The organism is Parvularculales bacterium, from assembly GCA_036881865.1.
Taxonomy (GTDB): domain Bacteria; phylum Pseudomonadota; class Alphaproteobacteria; order JAPOUT01; family JBAJNM01; genus JBAJNM01.
Map to the genome: position 1 here is coordinate 17,849 of JBAJNM010000017.1, position 16,474 is coordinate 34,322.

16 protein-coding genes and 1 tRNA gene are annotated in these 16,474 nt (G+C 50.2%); 11 read left to right on the forward strand and 6 right to left on the reverse strand.

Annotated elements, in window-relative coordinates; all coding sequences use genetic code 11:
• Nucleotides 1–67: 67 nt before the first annotated feature.
• Nucleotides 68–898: an N-formylglutamate amidohydrolase gene (locus V6Z81_05450; GenBank protein MEG9861932.1), complete on the reverse strand. Its 831-nt coding sequence runs from the start codon at nt 896–898 to the stop codon at nt 68–70.
• Nucleotides 899–1,025: 127 nt separating this feature from the next.
• Here V6Z81_05450 and V6Z81_05455 point away from each other — a divergent pair, with 127 nt between their 5' ends.
• Complete coding sequence (locus tag V6Z81_05455) at nt 1,026–1,478, forward strand: DUF1036 domain-containing protein (GenBank protein MEG9861933.1); 453 nt, start codon at nt 1,026–1,028, stop codon at nt 1,476–1,478.
• A complete protein-coding gene (pyk, locus tag V6Z81_05460; protein MEG9861934.1) occupies nt 1,475–2,914 on the forward strand; it encodes a pyruvate kinase in 1,440 nt (479 codons plus the stop codon). The genes V6Z81_05455 and pyk overlap by 4 nt, the downstream gene beginning before the upstream one ends.
• 35 nt (nt 2,915–2,949) lie before the next feature.
• Here the strand turns inward: pyk and ykgO are convergent, their stop codons facing one another.
• Both ykgO and V6Z81_05470 read right to left on the reverse strand, forming a co-directional pair.
• Nucleotides 2,950–3,075 carry a type B 50S ribosomal protein L36 gene (gene ykgO, locus V6Z81_05465; protein ID MEG9861935.1) on the reverse strand — a complete coding sequence of 42 codons (126 nt, stop codon included), beginning with the start codon at nt 3,073–3,075 and terminating at the stop codon, nt 2,950–2,952.
• 90 nt (nt 3,076–3,165) lie between these two features.
• Complete coding sequence (locus V6Z81_05470; protein ID MEG9861936.1) at nt 3,166–4,479, reverse strand: MFS transporter; 1,314 nt, start codon at nt 4,477–4,479, stop codon at nt 3,166–3,168.
• A gap of 162 nt (nt 4,480–4,641) precedes the next feature.
• On the opposite strand from V6Z81_05470, the gene V6Z81_05475 reads away from it, so the two are divergent.
• Together V6Z81_05475 and V6Z81_05480 are read left to right on the forward strand one after the other, a co-directional pair.
• The gene (locus V6Z81_05475; GenBank protein ID MEG9861937.1) at nt 4,642–5,100 is read left to right on the forward strand and encodes a hypothetical protein; all 459 of its coding nucleotides are present in this window, start codon (nt 4,642–4,644) and stop codon (nt 5,098–5,100) included.
• A gap of 33 nt (nt 5,101–5,133) precedes the next feature.
• Nucleotides 5,134–5,976 carry a TauD/TfdA family dioxygenase gene (locus V6Z81_05480; protein MEG9861938.1) on the forward strand — a complete coding sequence of 281 codons (843 nt, stop codon included), beginning with the start codon at nt 5,134–5,136 and terminating at the stop codon, nt 5,974–5,976.
• Between the two features lie 11 nt (nt 5,977–5,987).
• Here the strand turns inward: V6Z81_05480 and V6Z81_05485 are convergent, their stop codons facing one another.
• A complete protein-coding gene (locus V6Z81_05485; GenBank protein MEG9861939.1) occupies nt 5,988–6,794 on the reverse strand; it encodes an amidohydrolase family protein in 807 nt (268 codons plus the stop codon).
• 179 nt (nt 6,795–6,973) lie between these two features.
• Here V6Z81_05485 and V6Z81_05490 point away from each other — a divergent pair.
• Nucleotides 6,974–7,050: transfer RNA gene (locus tag V6Z81_05490), tRNA-Val, on the forward strand.
• Between the two features lie 333 nt (nt 7,051–7,383).
• Here the strand turns inward: V6Z81_05490 and V6Z81_05495 are convergent.
• The gene (locus V6Z81_05495; GenBank protein ID MEG9861940.1) at nt 7,384–7,788 is read right to left on the reverse strand and encodes a DoxX family membrane protein; all 405 of its coding nucleotides are present in this window, start codon (nt 7,786–7,788) and stop codon (nt 7,384–7,386) included.
• Between the two features lie 183 nt (nt 7,789–7,971).
• On the opposite strand from V6Z81_05495, the gene V6Z81_05500 reads away from it, so the two are divergent.
• The 6 genes from V6Z81_05500 (at nt 7,972) to V6Z81_05525 (ending at nt 15,327) form a co-directional block, all read left to right on the forward strand.
• Nucleotides 7,972–8,889: an N-formylglutamate amidohydrolase gene (locus V6Z81_05500; protein MEG9861941.1), complete on the forward strand. Its 918-nt coding sequence runs from the start codon at nt 7,972–7,974 to the stop codon at nt 8,887–8,889.
• A gap of 91 nt (nt 8,890–8,980) precedes the next feature.
• Nucleotides 8,981–10,498, forward strand: a complete 1,518-nt coding sequence (locus tag V6Z81_05505; protein ID MEG9861942.1) for an FMN-binding glutamate synthase family protein — start codon at nt 8,981–8,983, stop codon at nt 10,496–10,498.
• Between the two features lie 81 nt (nt 10,499–10,579).
• A complete protein-coding gene (hisN, locus tag V6Z81_05510) occupies nt 10,580–11,422 on the forward strand; it encodes a histidinol-phosphatase (protein ID MEG9861943.1) in 843 nt (280 codons plus the stop codon).
• A 170-nt stretch (nt 11,423–11,592) separates the two neighbouring features.
• Nucleotides 11,593–13,149: a carboxyl transferase domain-containing protein gene (locus V6Z81_05515; GenBank protein MEG9861944.1), complete on the forward strand. Its 1,557-nt coding sequence runs from the start codon at nt 11,593–11,595 to the stop codon at nt 13,147–13,149.
• 15 nt (nt 13,150–13,164) lie between these two features.
• Nucleotides 13,165–14,712, forward strand: a complete 1,548-nt coding sequence (locus V6Z81_05520) for a carboxyl transferase domain-containing protein (protein ID MEG9861945.1) — start codon at nt 13,165–13,167, stop codon at nt 14,710–14,712.
• Between the two features lie 150 nt (nt 14,713–14,862).
• Complete coding sequence (locus tag V6Z81_05525) at nt 14,863–15,327, forward strand: Hsp20 family protein (GenBank protein MEG9861946.1); 465 nt, start codon at nt 14,863–14,865, stop codon at nt 15,325–15,327.
• Nucleotides 15,328–15,439: 112 nt separating this feature from the next.
• Here V6Z81_05525 and V6Z81_05530 read toward each other — a convergent pair.
• Nucleotides 15,440–16,474 (reverse strand): translocation/assembly module TamB domain-containing protein (locus V6Z81_05530; GenBank protein MEG9861947.1); only part of this gene is annotated, 1,035 nt, incomplete at its 5' end.

A 16,474-nucleotide genomic window follows, 5' to 3' on the forward strand; every position in this document is an offset into this window, starting at 1 on the left:
TCATATTCCCTTTGACTCTCTATAACGTAAACTCAGTTACGGTGATACCGTCACGGGAGCTTCTTCGTTAAGAAGCCTCCCATGATCTGTCATGACGGGATCCATAGTGACATATTGCACGAATTTCAGGCTGCACCAACAAAGGACGCAACAAATCCGCCAACCGCTCAGCCCAGACAGATTGCCCTGATGCATCCCCGATTAAATCATGACGCAACTCTACCAAAACATGCGCCCGCCCCCGAGCCGTACCATGGCGATACATCGTATCTCCCGGCAAATCTCCGCTATAAGGCTTATTATCACCCACACACAGACCCGACACAGAACGCAACCCTTCAAGAAGCGGTGTAACCATACGATCGTCTTTGTCCCACAAAATGCCCACATGCCAAGGCCGCTCTTTACCCCTCCAGATCGGCGTAAAACTATGCACAGAAAATAGCACCGGTGTGGTTTCTTCCACACTCAGCCGATTAATCTCTTCATCAATCGCCCGATGATAAGGTTCATACCAATCCTCTATTCGCATTGCGATCTCATCTGCCGTAAGGTTTTGATTGCCCGGAACAGGGCGGCCATCAGAGAGTTCCATAATCAACGTCGGATCAACTAACCCCCGATTGGCATCAATAAAAAGACGGGAAAAACCACACAGAATAGCCGGGCACTCAAGAGCCTCCGCCACCTGTCGCGCTACATGCGCCGCACCCACATCATAAGCAATATGGTTGGCGAACTCGGCAGGCTCCAACCCAAGAGACCCATAGCCTTGAGGCAGAGCATTAGAGGCATGGTCACAGACAACCACCGCACCAGCATTCTTATGACCCGCAGTGCACTCAAAGGGCGCAGATGCTATAGGGGGAAGAGTCTCAAATGTGGAGGAGGGTGGCATATTTATTGGCCGGACGGAAGATAGCTGATAGACTCTTACGCGTTTGTTCCTTACGGGTTATCATTGTTTTTCAGGTAGTAGCACAACAATGATAAGCAAGACAACAAAACAAAGCCGGAGCGCAAAAATGCAAAATGAACAAATCAAAACACATCGTCCCCTCGTTGTAGTTCTCATAGCGATAGTATGGACTTGTTTTAGCGCTCAAGAATCGCAAGCCGACTTGGTTTTGTGTAATGAGACGAAAAATCGGGTGGGCGTTGCTATTGGCTATCATAATGCTCAAGACTGGATAAGTGAGGGATGGTGGACTATCTCCGGTGGCTCGTGCAATATCCTGTTGAAGGGTGATTTAAGCGCTCGCTATTATTACATCCACGCTACAGATTATGATGAATACCGCACATGGGAGGGATCGGCACGTCTGTGCACATCAAATCAAGAGTTTATTATTGTCGGACGACAAAGATGCGTTGAGCGTGATTTTGACGAAGAGGGTTTTCGGGAAGTTGATGTCGGTGAGGCGACCGACTGGACATATAAGCTCACCCCCGGAACAGCTAACACCCCTAAACCATGATGGTTCTCCCGCACCGTTCGGCACGAAACGTCAAAATCATAGCAACGCTAGGGCCTTCATGTAAAGACTATGACATCATTCGCAACCTGCATTTGGCGGGAGCGGATACGTTTCGGCTCAACATGAGTCATCAGTCTCGTGAGAATTTGCGCCACTTCCACACAATACTGCGTGCCGTAGAACAAGACGTAGAGCGGCCTATTGGTATTTTGGTTGACTTGCAGGGACCAAAGCCCCGCATTGGCCGATTGAGCGGCGGCGAGGCGGTGCTTACGGCCGGAGAGTCTTTTCGCCTTGATTTAGAAGAGACCCCTGGCGACAACCGCCGTGCACCCCTGCCTCATGAAGATATTATTGCAACCCTATCACTTGGGGACCTGATTTTGCTGGATGATGGACGATTAAAACTTCGCACCACAGCCTGTGACAAACGTGGCGTTGATACTATCATTGAAGAGGGTGGAGTACTATATGACCGCAAGGGTATTAATTTGCCGGATACTACCTCCCCTGCAGTTCCCTTAACCCCAAAAGATAACGCCGATATTGATGAAGCACTGTCTCTTGGAGTGGACTGGATAGCGCTTTCTCTGGTGCAACACCCTGAAGATGTGCGCTCTTTGCAAGAGCGGGTGAAAAACAGAGCCGCCATCATGGCAAAAATTGAAACACCCTCAGCCCTCAATACGCTAGATGGTATTATTGATGTAGCCGATGGCATTATGATTGCCCGCGGGGATTTGGGTGTAGAACTGCCCATAGAACAGGTTCCCGGGTGGCAAAAGCAAATCACCCGACGTTGCCGTCGAGCCGGAAAGCCGGTTGTTGTAGCAACCCAGATGCTGGAATCCATGATTACCTCTCCCCTGCCTACCCGCGCTGAAGTGTCGGACGTAGCCACAGCCGTCTTTGAGGGTGCAGATAGTATTATGCTATCAGCTGAATCGGCCACTGGTGCTCATCCTGTTGAGGCAGTGCGCATGATGGACTCCATCGCCAAATCCGTTGAAACCCACACCACCTATTCCGGCATTCTTAATGCCCAACGCGCCAAGCCTGAACCTACCGGTCCGGATGCCATTAGTGCCGCTGCCTATACCATAGCCCTTACTCTAAATACGGCAGCTATTTTGTGCTACACCACCTCCGGCTCCACAGGTTTGCGAGTTGCCAGAGAGCGTCCGCCCATTCCGACACTAGCTCTCACCCCCAACCATCACACGGCACGGCGTTTAGCTCTGGTTTGGGGTCTACGCTGCATTTTGACCGAAGACCCTAGCAGTCTTGATGATATGGTGGCCCGCGCTTGCGCTATTGCCGTCCAGGAAGGACATGCTACTAAGGGCGATAAAATTATCATTACCGCAGGTGTTCCCCTTGGAACTCCGGGAGCAACTAACATGTTACGGGTAGCAGATATTGAGGGGGACGAATAGTCCGTCACTCTCTGAAATCTTTCACCTTAAAGCTTTTATCCCTGACGAGCCTTAAAGCGGCGATTGGTTTTGTTTATGACGTACAGGCGTCCACGCCTGCGCACCAGACGATTATCACGATGCCGACCCCGCAGAGATTTCAGTGAATTGCGCACTTTCATGAAAAAAACTCTCTTTTACTTTTATATCACTCTTCACAAGCCGGAAGCGCTCTGCAGACTTAACACACGGGCAGCCCCTACTGCAAGAGGTTATACTTTATCCTGCTGTTCATCACTATCTGCGATGTCACGCAATCCGCGAACCCGTGGACTGGCGAGCGCATAAAATACCATTAAAACCATCAGGGCCGCTCCAAGAAAAAATGGGCCCTGAGGATATACTCCATAGAGCGGCATGCCCGTTACAGGGTTCAAAATATGCCCTACTGCCGCCGTCCCTGCCAAAAGACCCGCCATAGCGCCTTGTTCACGAGAACTCACCAATAAAGACCCCGCTGCCATTAACCCCGGACGCAACATGCCAAACCCCAACCCCGCAAAAACCAAAGCTCCTGTTAGCACACCATAACTATCCCCCGCCACGAGCAAAACAAACGCCAGAAATGAAAAACCCCCACCCCAGTAGATTAAAGTCAGTGGCCCCGGATCAAATGACCGAATAAACACCACCTGCACAAACAGCGCCGCCATCGCCATAGCCATAAAAGAGACACCAACCAATTGAGCCGTGTTTTCGGGAGCCAGTTCCAGAGTATCCATAAAATAAAAAGCTGTAATCTGCATAACTATAGTCTGTGAAAAAGCAAGCGCCACCTCCATAATCAATATGGGAAAAATCCGACGGTCCGTTAGTTTTAATCGGACCTGACGCTCCAACGTTCCCATAGGGGCCGTGCGTTCCGGTAAGCGATACCAAACCAGCACCGCGCTGGCGGTTGCCAAAAAAGACACCACGAAAAACGGTGTGAGAATCCCCAACGAAACTAACATAGAGGCAAACCCGGGCCCGATAACGGTGCCAACTCCAAAGGCTGCCGCTATAGAGGCCACACCGGCACTTCGTTTAGAACGGGTTGTGCGATCAGCCACATAGGCCTGAGCACCCGGCATGGTGCCGGAGCCAAACGTACCAAAGATAGAACGCACCGCAACAAGACAGAAAAAAACTGCCGTCACCCCCAACATTCCCTCAAGACCTGCATAGACGACAAGAGCAAACCCCAGAGTGGAGACGGCAAACCCAAACAACCCTACAAGAATGATAGGCTTGCGCCCCCATGTGTCGCTACGCCGTCCCCAAAACGGACTCATAACGACCCACAAAACGGCAGACAGTGCAAAGATGGCCCCTGTCTCAACCTCCGTTAAGCCCAACTCGCGCGCCAGAGGAGGCAAGACGGCAAAAAACAAAGACTGCCCCATCCCCACACACAACAGGCTGATAAAAAGCGTATTGAATCCCCGTTGGCGCTCCTGAGCCGATGTAACCGCCCCGGAAACCGGTGCCGGAGCACTCCCCCCCGGGGGCGACTGTATAAGATAATGTTCATCAGGGGGAGACATAGGATTTTTATATCATACATCTCTCATACTTTGAGCTTAATCGGTGACCGGCAGGTAGCAAGATTATGGCGTGATGATGTTGCGGGTTTGCCCAAATCTATCCTTTTAGTACAATACTGCCATTATAGACCTGCCAGCCCACACAAAAGACAGGAGCGTTTTATGACCATCGGTGACCGGACAGCAAACCTACCCCCCACTCAGGATGAACCCCGACATGAGCCCCCCACCAGTTCTTTCTTCAACCTGACGCCGTTTGACTCTCTTTGGCAGCAGATGGAGCGGGGAATTCAGATTATCTTCGGTATTGGGCTCATTACCCTGTTTGGATTTCTGGGCGAGGCGTGGGGTGCACCCAATGTGCCTTATGAGGCAATTTTCCGAACCATCGCGCTGTTTGGCCTGTGTTTTATGTGCACAATTTTTATCACTCCCATGGCCCTTTATCTTTATATGGCCCTTAGACTCTGGACAAATCTTTCCGTGGTTCGCATTAACCAAATCCGCACCGGATTGTTTAACATTCTGCTTTTATTTTTAGCCATACTTCTTTACGTTCAGGTAAGAGAGCTCGTTATCGCTATGGTAGAGGCCCAAGGTCTGGAAGCTTGGGACGACTAACATCAAATAAACCAATCTCAGGAGAGCAACCTCATGGCTTTAAAAAAAATTGACATAGAACCTCTCTCCAGCGCTATGGGTGCGACCATCACCGGCGTTGATTTATCCGATAATCTGGACAATGAAACCGTGGACGATATCCATCAGGCACTTCTGGATAATCACGTAATCTTTTTCCGCGACCAGACGCTCACTCCCGAACGGCACAAGATGTTCGGACGGCACTTTGGTTCTCTCAACATTCACCCTTACGTTAAGGGCATGGCGGACCATGAAGAGGTTATGGAAATCATCAAAGAGCCGGAAGAGAAGGTGAACTTCGGCGGGGGATGGCATTCGGATATGTCTTTTCTGGAGGAACCCGCCATGGGCTCCATTCTTTATGCCGTGGAGACACCACCGATTGGGGGCGATACGCTATTTGCCAACCAGCATCTTGCCTATGAAACTCTCTCGGACGGCATGAAAGATATGCTGGGTGGCCTTGTCGCCATTCACACCGCAGGCGAGGAATACAGCCGAAAAGGCCATTCTGCACAACAAAGAGTATCTATGGATGTTAAACAGATAGATGAGGCACCCACTTATGAGCATCCCGTTGTGCGCACTCATCCTCAGACCGGACGCAAGGCGCTGTATGTCAATCGCGGTTTCACAATACGTTTCAAAAACATGACCCGTGCCGAAAGTAAACCCTTGCTAGATTATCTCTATAAACATTCAACCCGCGAACCGTTCACGTGCCGCTTTCGATGGCAACCAGGCTCTATTGCTTTTTGGGATAACCGCTCCGTTCAGCATTATGCCTTAAACGATTATCACGGCCACCGCCGCCATATGCGCCGTGTCACCATTAACGGCGACCGTCCTTTTTAAGGAAACTTTGCCTACAAATTAAAGATACGTTGCGCCGTGCCGCCAAGAAAGGCCGCTCGCGCATCAGGCTCCAGCCCAAGCCCCTCTAAACCGTCAAGAGCTTGTGCGGCCGTAATCATGGGATAATTTGTCCCAAATAATACCTTTCCCCCTCCACGACCTGCCATGAACCGAATCAGTTCCGGCGGATATCTGCTGATCGTATAAGCTGACGTATCAATGTAGACATTCTCATGTTTTGTTGCCACCGCAACGGCTTCCTCCGTCCACGGATAGCCTATATGCCCCCCCACAATCACAAGGTCCGGAAAATGCAACGCTACCTGATCCAGATAAATAGGCCGCCCCACCTCCGAGGGCATTAACGGCCCCGTATGACCAATTTGCGTGCAAAAAGGAACCCCTTCTTCAATACAGGCTACATAAACCGGATAATACCGACTGTTCGTCGGAGGCACTTCCCACAACCACGGCAAAACCCTGATGGCCTTAAAACCATAATCACGTACGCATCTGCGCACCTCGGCTATGGCCTCCATGGGTTTGCTAATATCAACGGACCCCACCCCGACCAACCTGTCCGGAAACTCACCAACAAATTGTGCAACCTCCTCATTTGAAATCATGACGTTGCGGGGAGCCACCCATGCGCTGATTAACATGCGATCAACGCCTGCCTTGTCCATCATGCCAACGGTTTCGGAGACCGGCAGTTCTTCGGTAAGGGGCGACTCTCTTGTCCAGCGTCTTAAAGAGTCAAAAATCACATCCTGACTATGACGCAACGTCGGGTGTTGTCCCCAAGCATCTATAATCATCGCGGGTTTCCTCTCTCTATTCGGCAAAAATGGCGGGCGTGGTTGAGGTTGAACTTATGTTCCTTACGATGTCAACTGTGTCAAAGATTCTAGCGCTTTAGATTGTTGTTCAGGTATATAAAATTGGCAAAAATCTTTACAAAAACAGAGAAGCGCTTATGTTAGCAGGTTCATCATTGGGGCGGTTAGCTCAGTTGGTTAGAGCGTTCGCTTGACATGCGAGAGGTCGTTGGTTCGAATCCAGTACCGCCCACCATTTTATTGAATTGAAACCAATCGCCTGGTTTTCCCCAATGTTTTCCACAATCCTCCGTGGTCACAAACAAGGCCCCACGGAGGGGACGAATTGCATGGTATTACTAGGATATCCAAGGTGTATCGCCCTGATCCGCAATAGCTACTGGAACGCCGGGGCGCATGCTCAGGCTGCCGAACGGGAAGGTTCTGCACATTTTTATATCCCTTGACTCCTATCCTCCACCGTCAATTACCATCACATCTGCTTTTTTCATGACTTTTCAGCGATGGCTGATAATTGATGAGTAGTTCAAACCAATTGCTAAGATTGGTTATTAAGGATACTCTGCCATTATGCCCTCACCGCCGTGCGTCGCGCATAGCTCGCCAGCATCGGGCAACCGGCGAAAATACCGAGGTTTTTAACAAAGTTTTGAGTTTCGTGCTGCCCTTCAATTCCACTGAAATTCCAGAAGTCATGCAGGTTGAAATTAATAACCAAAATATAGATGGCGCAGGCATAGGCCATTTGCCAGACATAGCGATTGGCAAGCAACGCCCCGCCAAGCACCAAATTGGTAAGGCTGGCAATCAGTAAAAGCGGCGTGGTGAACGGCACACCATGACGTTGCATCAGGTTAATATGGGTTTGCCAATCGGAAAATTTTGCCAAGCCGGGTAAGACAAAATACAAGCCCAGCAAACTCCGGCCGACAATTAATGACAGTTGATCTATATGTTTATCCAATTTCTGCATGGCGGAGACTTTCGCCTTTCCCAGTTCGTTTCAGCGTAAACTAATCCTCGGTAAAGAGGCAACACTGATTGCCCACAACCTAGAAGAAGAACCCCCGAAAAAAACCACCCCTTTATCAGATGGCATAATACGTTATAGTACAAAGTTAGTTGAAACCCGCATCAAGACAAACAAGCCCCGCCCATGCCTCTACCATCCCTCAACCCCACCATTGAAAAAGAAACAGCACAACTGTTTGAAAACCCTTTTGAGGTTATAACTCCTCCTGAAAGTAATCAGGCACCAGTGATTTTATGTTTACCTCATTCGGGACGCACATACCCTCTTGAGTTCATTCGCCAGTCGCGCCTTGAGATTAATAAGCTCCGGCGCTCAGAAGATAGCTTTGTCGATGCCCTTCTTGAAAATGCACCCCAAGAGGGTGCCAGCATGATTGTCGCCCGCTTTCCCCGTGCCTGGTTGGATGTCAACAGGGAGCCCTATGAACTAGACCCAACCATGTTTTCCGAACCCCTGCCCCCTCATGTTAACAGGCACTCACCCCGGGTGGGAGCCGGTCTTGGCGTCATTGCCCGTATTGTGAGCGAGGACGTAAACATATACAAAGCGCCGCTACAATTTGCCGAGGTCGAACAACGGATACGTCATTTATACTTCCCCTTCCATACCCAGCTTCAAACTCTGATGACGAACCTTCGCCACCGCTTTGGCTATGCGGTTTTAGTGGATTGCCACTCCATGCCATCAGGCCCAATCAGCACAACAGGAATGGCGGATATCGTATTGGGTGATCGTTACGCCACCACAGCCACCAGCGCTCTTGTAGATCATATTGAAAGTCACCTAACCCATGCCGGCTATAAAGTTGCGCGCAACAGGCCTTATGCGGGTGGGTTTATTACCCAACGGCACGGGCATCCCTCTCTTGATCTACATGCCCTGCAAATTGAAATAAACCGGGCGCTTTACATGAATGAAAAATCCTTTGACCTTCATCATGGCTTTACCAAACTGCAACATGACATGACCACTATGGTGCGGGAGATTGTCACTCTCTCTCCGGAGGATTTTGGGTTCTCCCCCAAGCAAGCTGCTCAATAGGGGATTACAAAAAAGGGATGCACAAAAGACGGCGTTAAGTTTGTATAACCCTTAACGGTTAAAAATTACAGCCACAAAAGGAAGTCTCCCCATGGAAAATTTAATTGAAGAAGTCGTCTCTTTGCTTGATTTCTCAGCCTCCTTGTTTTTGTTTGCGCTGGGAATTGGCGTTGCTTTTATTATGGTCTTGTACATTATTGACCGCTTCCAAACGACCCATGCCATAAGGCGCAATTATCCTCTCATTGGCCGGTTCCGCTATTTGTTTGAATATCTGGGAGAATATTTCAGACAGTATTTCTTCGCTCTGGACCGCGAAGAAATGCCCTTTAACCGAGCGCAGCGCAGCTGGGTTTACCGAGCTTCAAAAGGTGTGGATGCTACTATTGCTTTTGGGAGCACCCACGATATTCGCCCCACAGGGTCAGTCTTGTTCGTCAATTGTCCTTTTCCAAAATTAAAAGAAGATACCACCGAGCCGCAGTTTGTGACCATAGGTCCTCACTGCCCTCATCCATACAAGACCAAATCCATTTTCAACATATCCGGCATGAGTTTCGGTGCCATCTCAAAACCGGCGGTTCAGGCTCTTTCAAACGGTGCCCGCATGGCAGGGTGCTGGATGAATACAGGTGAGGGAGGATTATCTCCCTATCATGTTGAGGGCGGTGCAGACATTGTATTTCAGATAGGCACGGCAAAATATGGCGTTCGTGATGAGGACGGCCATTTGTCAGACAAAAAACTTGCCACCATAGCCACCTACAACCAAGTTAAAATGTTTGAAATCAAACTCAGTCAAGGTGCCAAGCCCGGCATCGGCGGGATTCTTCCCGCTGCCAAAGTAACACCGGAGATTGCTGCCGTACGCGGCATTGAGGTGGGGGAAGCCTCGTTAAGTCCGAACCGTCATCCGGAGATAGATAATGCCGAACAACTCCTTGATATGATTCACCACGTGCGTACCCATACCGGAAAGCCAACAGGCTTCAAAATGGTTATCGGGGCTTATGGTTGGCTGGATGAATTGTGTGAAGCTATTATACGGCGCGGTCCTGATGAAAGTGCTCCTGATTTCATTACCCTTGATTCAGGCGACGGCGGAACCGGTGCTGCCCCCATGGCCCTTATGGATTCCGTCGGGCTCCCCATTCGTGAAACTTTACCCATGTTAGTCGATATCCTCTCACGCTACGATTTGCGAGAACGCATTAAAATCATTGCCGGGGGCAAACTGATTAATCCGGCTGACGTGGCGTGGGCTTATTGTATAGGCGCTGATTTTGTAATCTCCGGGCGCGGCTTTATGTTTGCGCTGGGGTGTATACAGGCACTGCAATGTAACAAAAACACGTGTCCCACAGGTATTACGACCCACAGTCGAAGACTGCAAAAAGGTCTTAACACGGCAGTCAAAGCCGAGCGGGTGAGGCGTTATGCTGAAGCCATGACCCGTGATGTGTGCACCATTGCTCATTCCTGTGGTGTGAGTGAACCACGTGCACTCAGGCGTTATCATGTCCGTATGATCGGAGAAGATGGTTACTCCCGCGGCTTTCATGAAATCTATCCCGAGGTAACGCCGGAAGCCCAACAATCAAAAACCTAACGAGCAAACCTATAATCTTCCACTTGTGATGAGGGATTAATAATTTTATCTTTCAGCATATTTGGTTTGTTAGGATCCCCTGTGACCGAGACTTCCGTGCCCTTTCCCCGGCTTGATCAATACAGAGCGCTGGCTCACCGCCTTGCCGATGCCACAGGGCCTCTTATTTTGCCTCACTTCAGGGCTGGTGGTCACATAGATAACAAAGCAGATGTAAGCACAGATACAAGGTTTGATCCGGTAACCAAAGCCGACAAAGATGCCGAACGGGTCATGCGTACTCTCATTGCCGATGCTTTTCCAGATCATAACATTATCGGTGAAGAATACGATGACACATTTGGCACAAGTGAGGGCGGTGCAGGTGAATACAGCTGGGTGCTAGACCCTATTGATGGAACCCGCGCCTTTATTATGGGCCTGCCCACATGGGGCACTCTGATTGCTCTTTGTCACAAAGGAACCCCCGTTTTGGGTCTGGTCAACCAACCCTGGACACAAGAACGTTTTGAAGGAGATCGGGAGAGTGCGCATTTTATCTATCAAAACCACGCCGCTCCGTTGCACACCCGCCCCTGTCCAAATTTTGACACAGCTATTTTAGCGGCGACAGCACCAGAGATATTTACAACCCCGGGTGAAGTCAACGTCTTTGAAAAGCTCACTTCATACGTGCGTATGCGCCGCTTTGGAGGGGATTGTTATAATTACTGCCTGCTGGCCAGAGGGTTGATTGATATAGTGGTGGAATCATCCCTTAAACAGGTAGATGTTCAAGCCCTTATACCTATCGTAGAAGGCGCAGGCGGCATTATAACCGACTGGAAGGGACGCCCCAACCCGACGGACGGGCAAGTTATCGCCGCCGGCGACAAAACCCTACACGCTACCGCTCTTGATATTTTAGCTCCTGCCGCCACCTAAAAATTCTTATAAAAAACTATCGGTGTGGGCCAGTTTGTGTTTTTCAGTGTTCTTTGTCGTCATATCATCTTTTATATCATTTCTATCTCTTTTTCGCCGTACGTGTTGTTACGTTGCCACCGTAGGCAAAACTCCTGTATCCTGCACCATAGGAAACAAGAGGGCATTTTATGAGTTGGAAACCGGAAAGTGATGAAATTCACCAACGCCGGATGTGGGCGAAACACCAAGGTGGACAAGAAGCCGTCGCACGCCAACACGAAAAAGGACGGCTCACTATTCGCGAACGTATCGCGGCTCTCATTGACAATGGTAGTTTTCGTGAATTGGGAGAAGGAGCCGGTGTGCCCGAATTTGACGAGAACGGCATCCTCACCGGATTTCAACCCGCCAATTTTGTTTTGGGATTTGGCAAAATAAATAACCGCCAAATTATTGTAGGTGGCGAAGATTTTACCCTCAAGGGCGGCTCACCTAACCCCGCCGGATTACGCAAAAGCATTTATGCAGAAGACGTAGCCCTGCAATACCGTCTACCCCTTGTGCGCCTCCATGAAGGTGGTGGTGGCTCCGTAGCAGGAGCAGGGGGTAACAAAAAACGCCGCCCTATGGGAGAATCCGTTTTTGGGAACCCGCGGTTTCTCTCCGTTGCTAAACTTCTAGGTGTCGTACCCGTAGCCTCTGCCGCCATGGGTCCGGTTGCTGGATTGCCCGCCGCACGCCTAGTATCGTCTCACTTTACCATTATGTGTCGACACGCACAGGTGCTCATCGCAGGACCCGCCGTCGTAAAACGCGCCCTCAATGTGGATATGACTAAAGAACAATTAGGCGGTGCTGAGGTTCATGCCCGCTCCGGTGTCATTGATAATATCGCCGAAGACGAAACGGATGCCCTGAATCAAATTGCGCGTTTTTTGTCTTACCTGCCCGATAACGTCTGGCAACTTCCCCCCCGTGGATCAACAGAAGACAGCGCCCAAAGACAAGAAGAACGTCTGCTTTCCATCGTACCTCGCAACCGGCGATACCCCTTCGCCATGCGCGACGTTATTAGCGATGTTTTTGATGTTGATTCATTTTTCGAAATGAGCCGTCATTATGGACCCGGGACCATTACGGGGTTAGCACGGTTGGATGGCTGGCCGGTAGGCGTGCTGGCCAATGATTGTATGGTGTATGCTGGTGCCATGACAGCCGAGGCCGCACGCAAGACCCGTCGCTTTGTGGACATGTGCAATACGTTCAACCTGCCGATTATAAGTCTGGCAGATGAGCCGGGCTTTATGATTGGGCCGGACTCCGAAAAAGCCGGAACCATTCGCGAAGGAGCAGCCGCCATTGCTGCCGTCATGCAAAGCCGCGTTCCCTGGGCTACAGTTATTGTTCACAAAACATTTGGTGTTGCCGCGGCAGCTCACTTCGGGCCGGGTGGTTTTGTCTTGTCGTGGCCATCAGCTGCCAGCGGAGCACTACCCGTTGAGGGTGGTGTTGCGGTAGCCTTTGGCCGTGAGATTGCCGCCGCCTCCGATCCGGAAGCCAAACGGCGGGAACTGGAAGAAACACTGTCTCAAAGTCAATCACCCTTTCCCCGCGCTGAAGGATTTTCGGTTCATGAGTTGATAGACCCCCGTGAGAGCCGCCCGCGCTTGTGTGACTGGATAAATTGGGCCCGCCCCGCCATGGAAACCCAAACGGAACCGTTTCAGGTGACCATGAGGCCTTAGAAAGAAACTCCGCCTATGACATGGAAATCCGACCTTGAAGAGATCAAAAAACGCCGTGACCTAGCATACAAAATGGGGGGTGAGGAAAAAGTTACCCGTCAGCATAATACAGGACGGCTAACGGTACGGGAACGCATTGATCGCCTTCTTGATGCGGGTAGTTTTCATGAAATTGGTGTTCTTGCCGGACGCGCTCTTTATGACGAGCAAGGTGATGTATCTGAGTTCACCCCTGCTAATTTTGTTATGGGGCGGGGCCGTATAGAAGACCGCCCTGTTGTGGTGGGAGGTGATGATTTCACCGTACGTGGGGGTGCAGCAGATGCAGCGATTGCTCAAAAACAAATTATGGGAGAGCAGTTCGCTAGTGAATACCGGCTGCCTCTTGTGCGTCTTATAGAAGGCACCGGAGGCGGTGGATCCGTTAAATCCCTTGATATGGATGCCCGTACGTATGTGCCGGCAAACCCGGGCTGGCAATGGGTGGTGGAGAATATGTCCACCGTACCGGTGGTCTCTCTGGCTTTGGGACCGGTTGCCGGATTGGGAGCGGCCCGAACCGTCACCAGCCATCTGGCAGTGATGGTGGAAGGGGTATCACAATTATTTGTTGCGGGGCCACCGGTGGTGAACAGGCTTGGTGAATCGGTTACCAAGGAAGAACTAGGAGGTGCCGATATTCACGCCCGCAATGGGGCCATTGATCTTGTTGTGGCCAGTGAAGAAGAAGCCTTTGAGGCTACCCGTCGGTTTTTGTCTTACCTGCCGTCATCGGTGTATGACCTGCCGCCGCACGCACCTTGCCATGATCCTGTTGACCGACGCGATGAGGCGCTGTTGTCTATTGTACCCCGAAATCGGCGTCAGGTTTACAAAATGCGCACCATTATAGAGGCAGTGGTAGATAAAGACTCATTTATGGAGATGGGCCGAATGTGGGGACGGTCATTGATTACGGGTCTGGCGCGGTTGGACGGCTGGCCAGTAGCGGTAATGGCTGGAGACCCCTATCATTATGGCGGCGGCTGGACAGCGGAAGTTTCACAAAAAGCAACCCGCTTTACAGACATAGCAGAAACATTTCATTTGCCGGTTGTTCATCTGGTAGACAATCCGGGGTTTGTTATCGGTTCAGAGTCAGAAAAAGCCGCTACAATTCGCCATGGCGCACGAGCGCTGGCATCGGTCTATCAAGCTAGCGTGCCATGGTGTTCTATACTTATTCGCAAAGTGTTTGGTGTTGCGGGTGCAGCTCACATGAATGCCGCACGGGTTCATTACCGCTACGCCTGGCCATCGGGTGATTGGGGATCTCTGCCCATGGAAGGTGGTATTGAGGCGGCATATAAATCGCAGATTGAAGAGGCAGACGACCCTGATGCGCTCATTAAAGAAATTGAAGAGCGCATGAACCAAGTGCGCTCTCCCTTTCGCACCGCCGAAGCCTTTATGGTAGAAGACATTATCGATCCCCGCGATACGCGCCGCTTGCTCTGCGAGTTTGCCAATCTGGCCGCACCCCTTAGAACGCCCGGCAAAAGCGCCCATGGCATGAGGCCTTAACCTTTCATAATAATTAGGTGTCATAAAATAGTTTTTTCTGCACCTTGAAATTCCCTCCTTAGCATCCCACATGAGCGTTATGAGGCAGGTGCCTTACGGGCCTCCCTTAACATAGTGATTAGATGAAACATTGCTTCAAAGGAGAATGACATGAGCTATTTTGATTTTTCACCTCTTTACAGGTCTACAGTCGGCTTTGATCGCCTTGCGCCTTTTTTTGATACTCTAACCAAGGGTGACGATAATTCCGGGTATCCGCCCTATAACATTGAGCGGACCGGTGAGAATGACTATCGCATCACCATGGCGGTTGCCGGTTTTGAGGACGAGGACTTAACGGTTGAAGCCAAGCAAAACGAACTGTTGATTACGGGAAAACGTGAACAAGATGAGCAAACGACTTATCTTTATCACGGCATTGCAGGTCGCAGTTTTGAACGCCGGTTTCAGTTGGCAGACCATGTCAACGTTACAGGTGCTCATCTATCCAACGGATTGTTGTATGTAGAACTCGTCCGTGAAATTCCGGAGGAAATGCGCTCACGCCGTATCCATATTTCAAATGGATCAAACACAGACAAGGCCATAATTCAAGCCGGTGCTGACGCGGCGTAAACCCTAAACACAAATATTAACACAAGCACAAAGAGGCGTTTTGGCAGATTTTTCTCCAAAGCGCCTCTTTTACTTTTTCTCTTTTTAACGAGACAGAAGACTCTATGCGAGGCTAATAGTTCTCGCGCCAACTCACCCCAACACCAGCGCCAACCTCACTGCCTATATCAGCATCCAGTATTATGTTGGAGGTTACGTCAACTTCTACCGTCACTCCGCTGCCTCCACCATCTGTTCCCTGCTCTACGCCAACATACAAGTCGTCCGTAATATATTTGCCAACCGCCAAAGAGGACCCTTCATCATCTCGAGCCGAATCAAACCGCACTACATCAAGACCTAAATTGGTGCGCAAATCTCTGAGAAGACGATCCCCTGGTATCCGAAACCCCGATAATTGTGCCACAGAGAAGGCAAATTGTGCCGCTTGTCCCGGCGATAATTCTCCCTCACTCCGCCCAAACAAAATATGTGCGACAATCTCCTCTTCCGAATAAGGTGGCTCTGACGTCATAGAAAGCACCGGACTATACAACTTGCCGTAAAGAATAATTTTAGCGCTAATATCAGATGCATCATAGACGGCCTGCAAATCGATGGTAGGATCAATCTCCTGACCACCATCAAATGCAATTTTCCCCTGCGACAAATTGATAGTACGACCCGTAAGGTCAAGAACTCCTTCCGTAAGTGTAATATCACCTGCCAGTTTTATCTGATTCAACGGCCCTGTCGCCTGCAAACTTCCTTCCCAAGAAGACTTAAGACCCCGACCGGATAGTTGAACAGGTGTCTTTGTACGCACAGTTACATTCGTCAATATGGGCATAGGACGCTCATCTACGATGGGGTCTTCTCCAACGGGAGCATTAATCTCCACATAAGGCACAAAATACAAAGATTCTGGTAATTCGCCAGGAATAAGAATGTCAGCCTTTGTTGTTTCCAACTCCCCGGCTATAACAAGGTTTTCACCCGGATTCCGATTGTTCAACCCCACCTCACCACTGATGGCAATAGATACTTCATCAAGGTTCACAACTCTGAAATCTTCAAATTGCAACGAACTCTGCACCAGAGGTAATAAAAACCGACTTACACTAATTTCCCCCCCACCCCGAAGATGCCCCCCTAATCCATCCTCGGC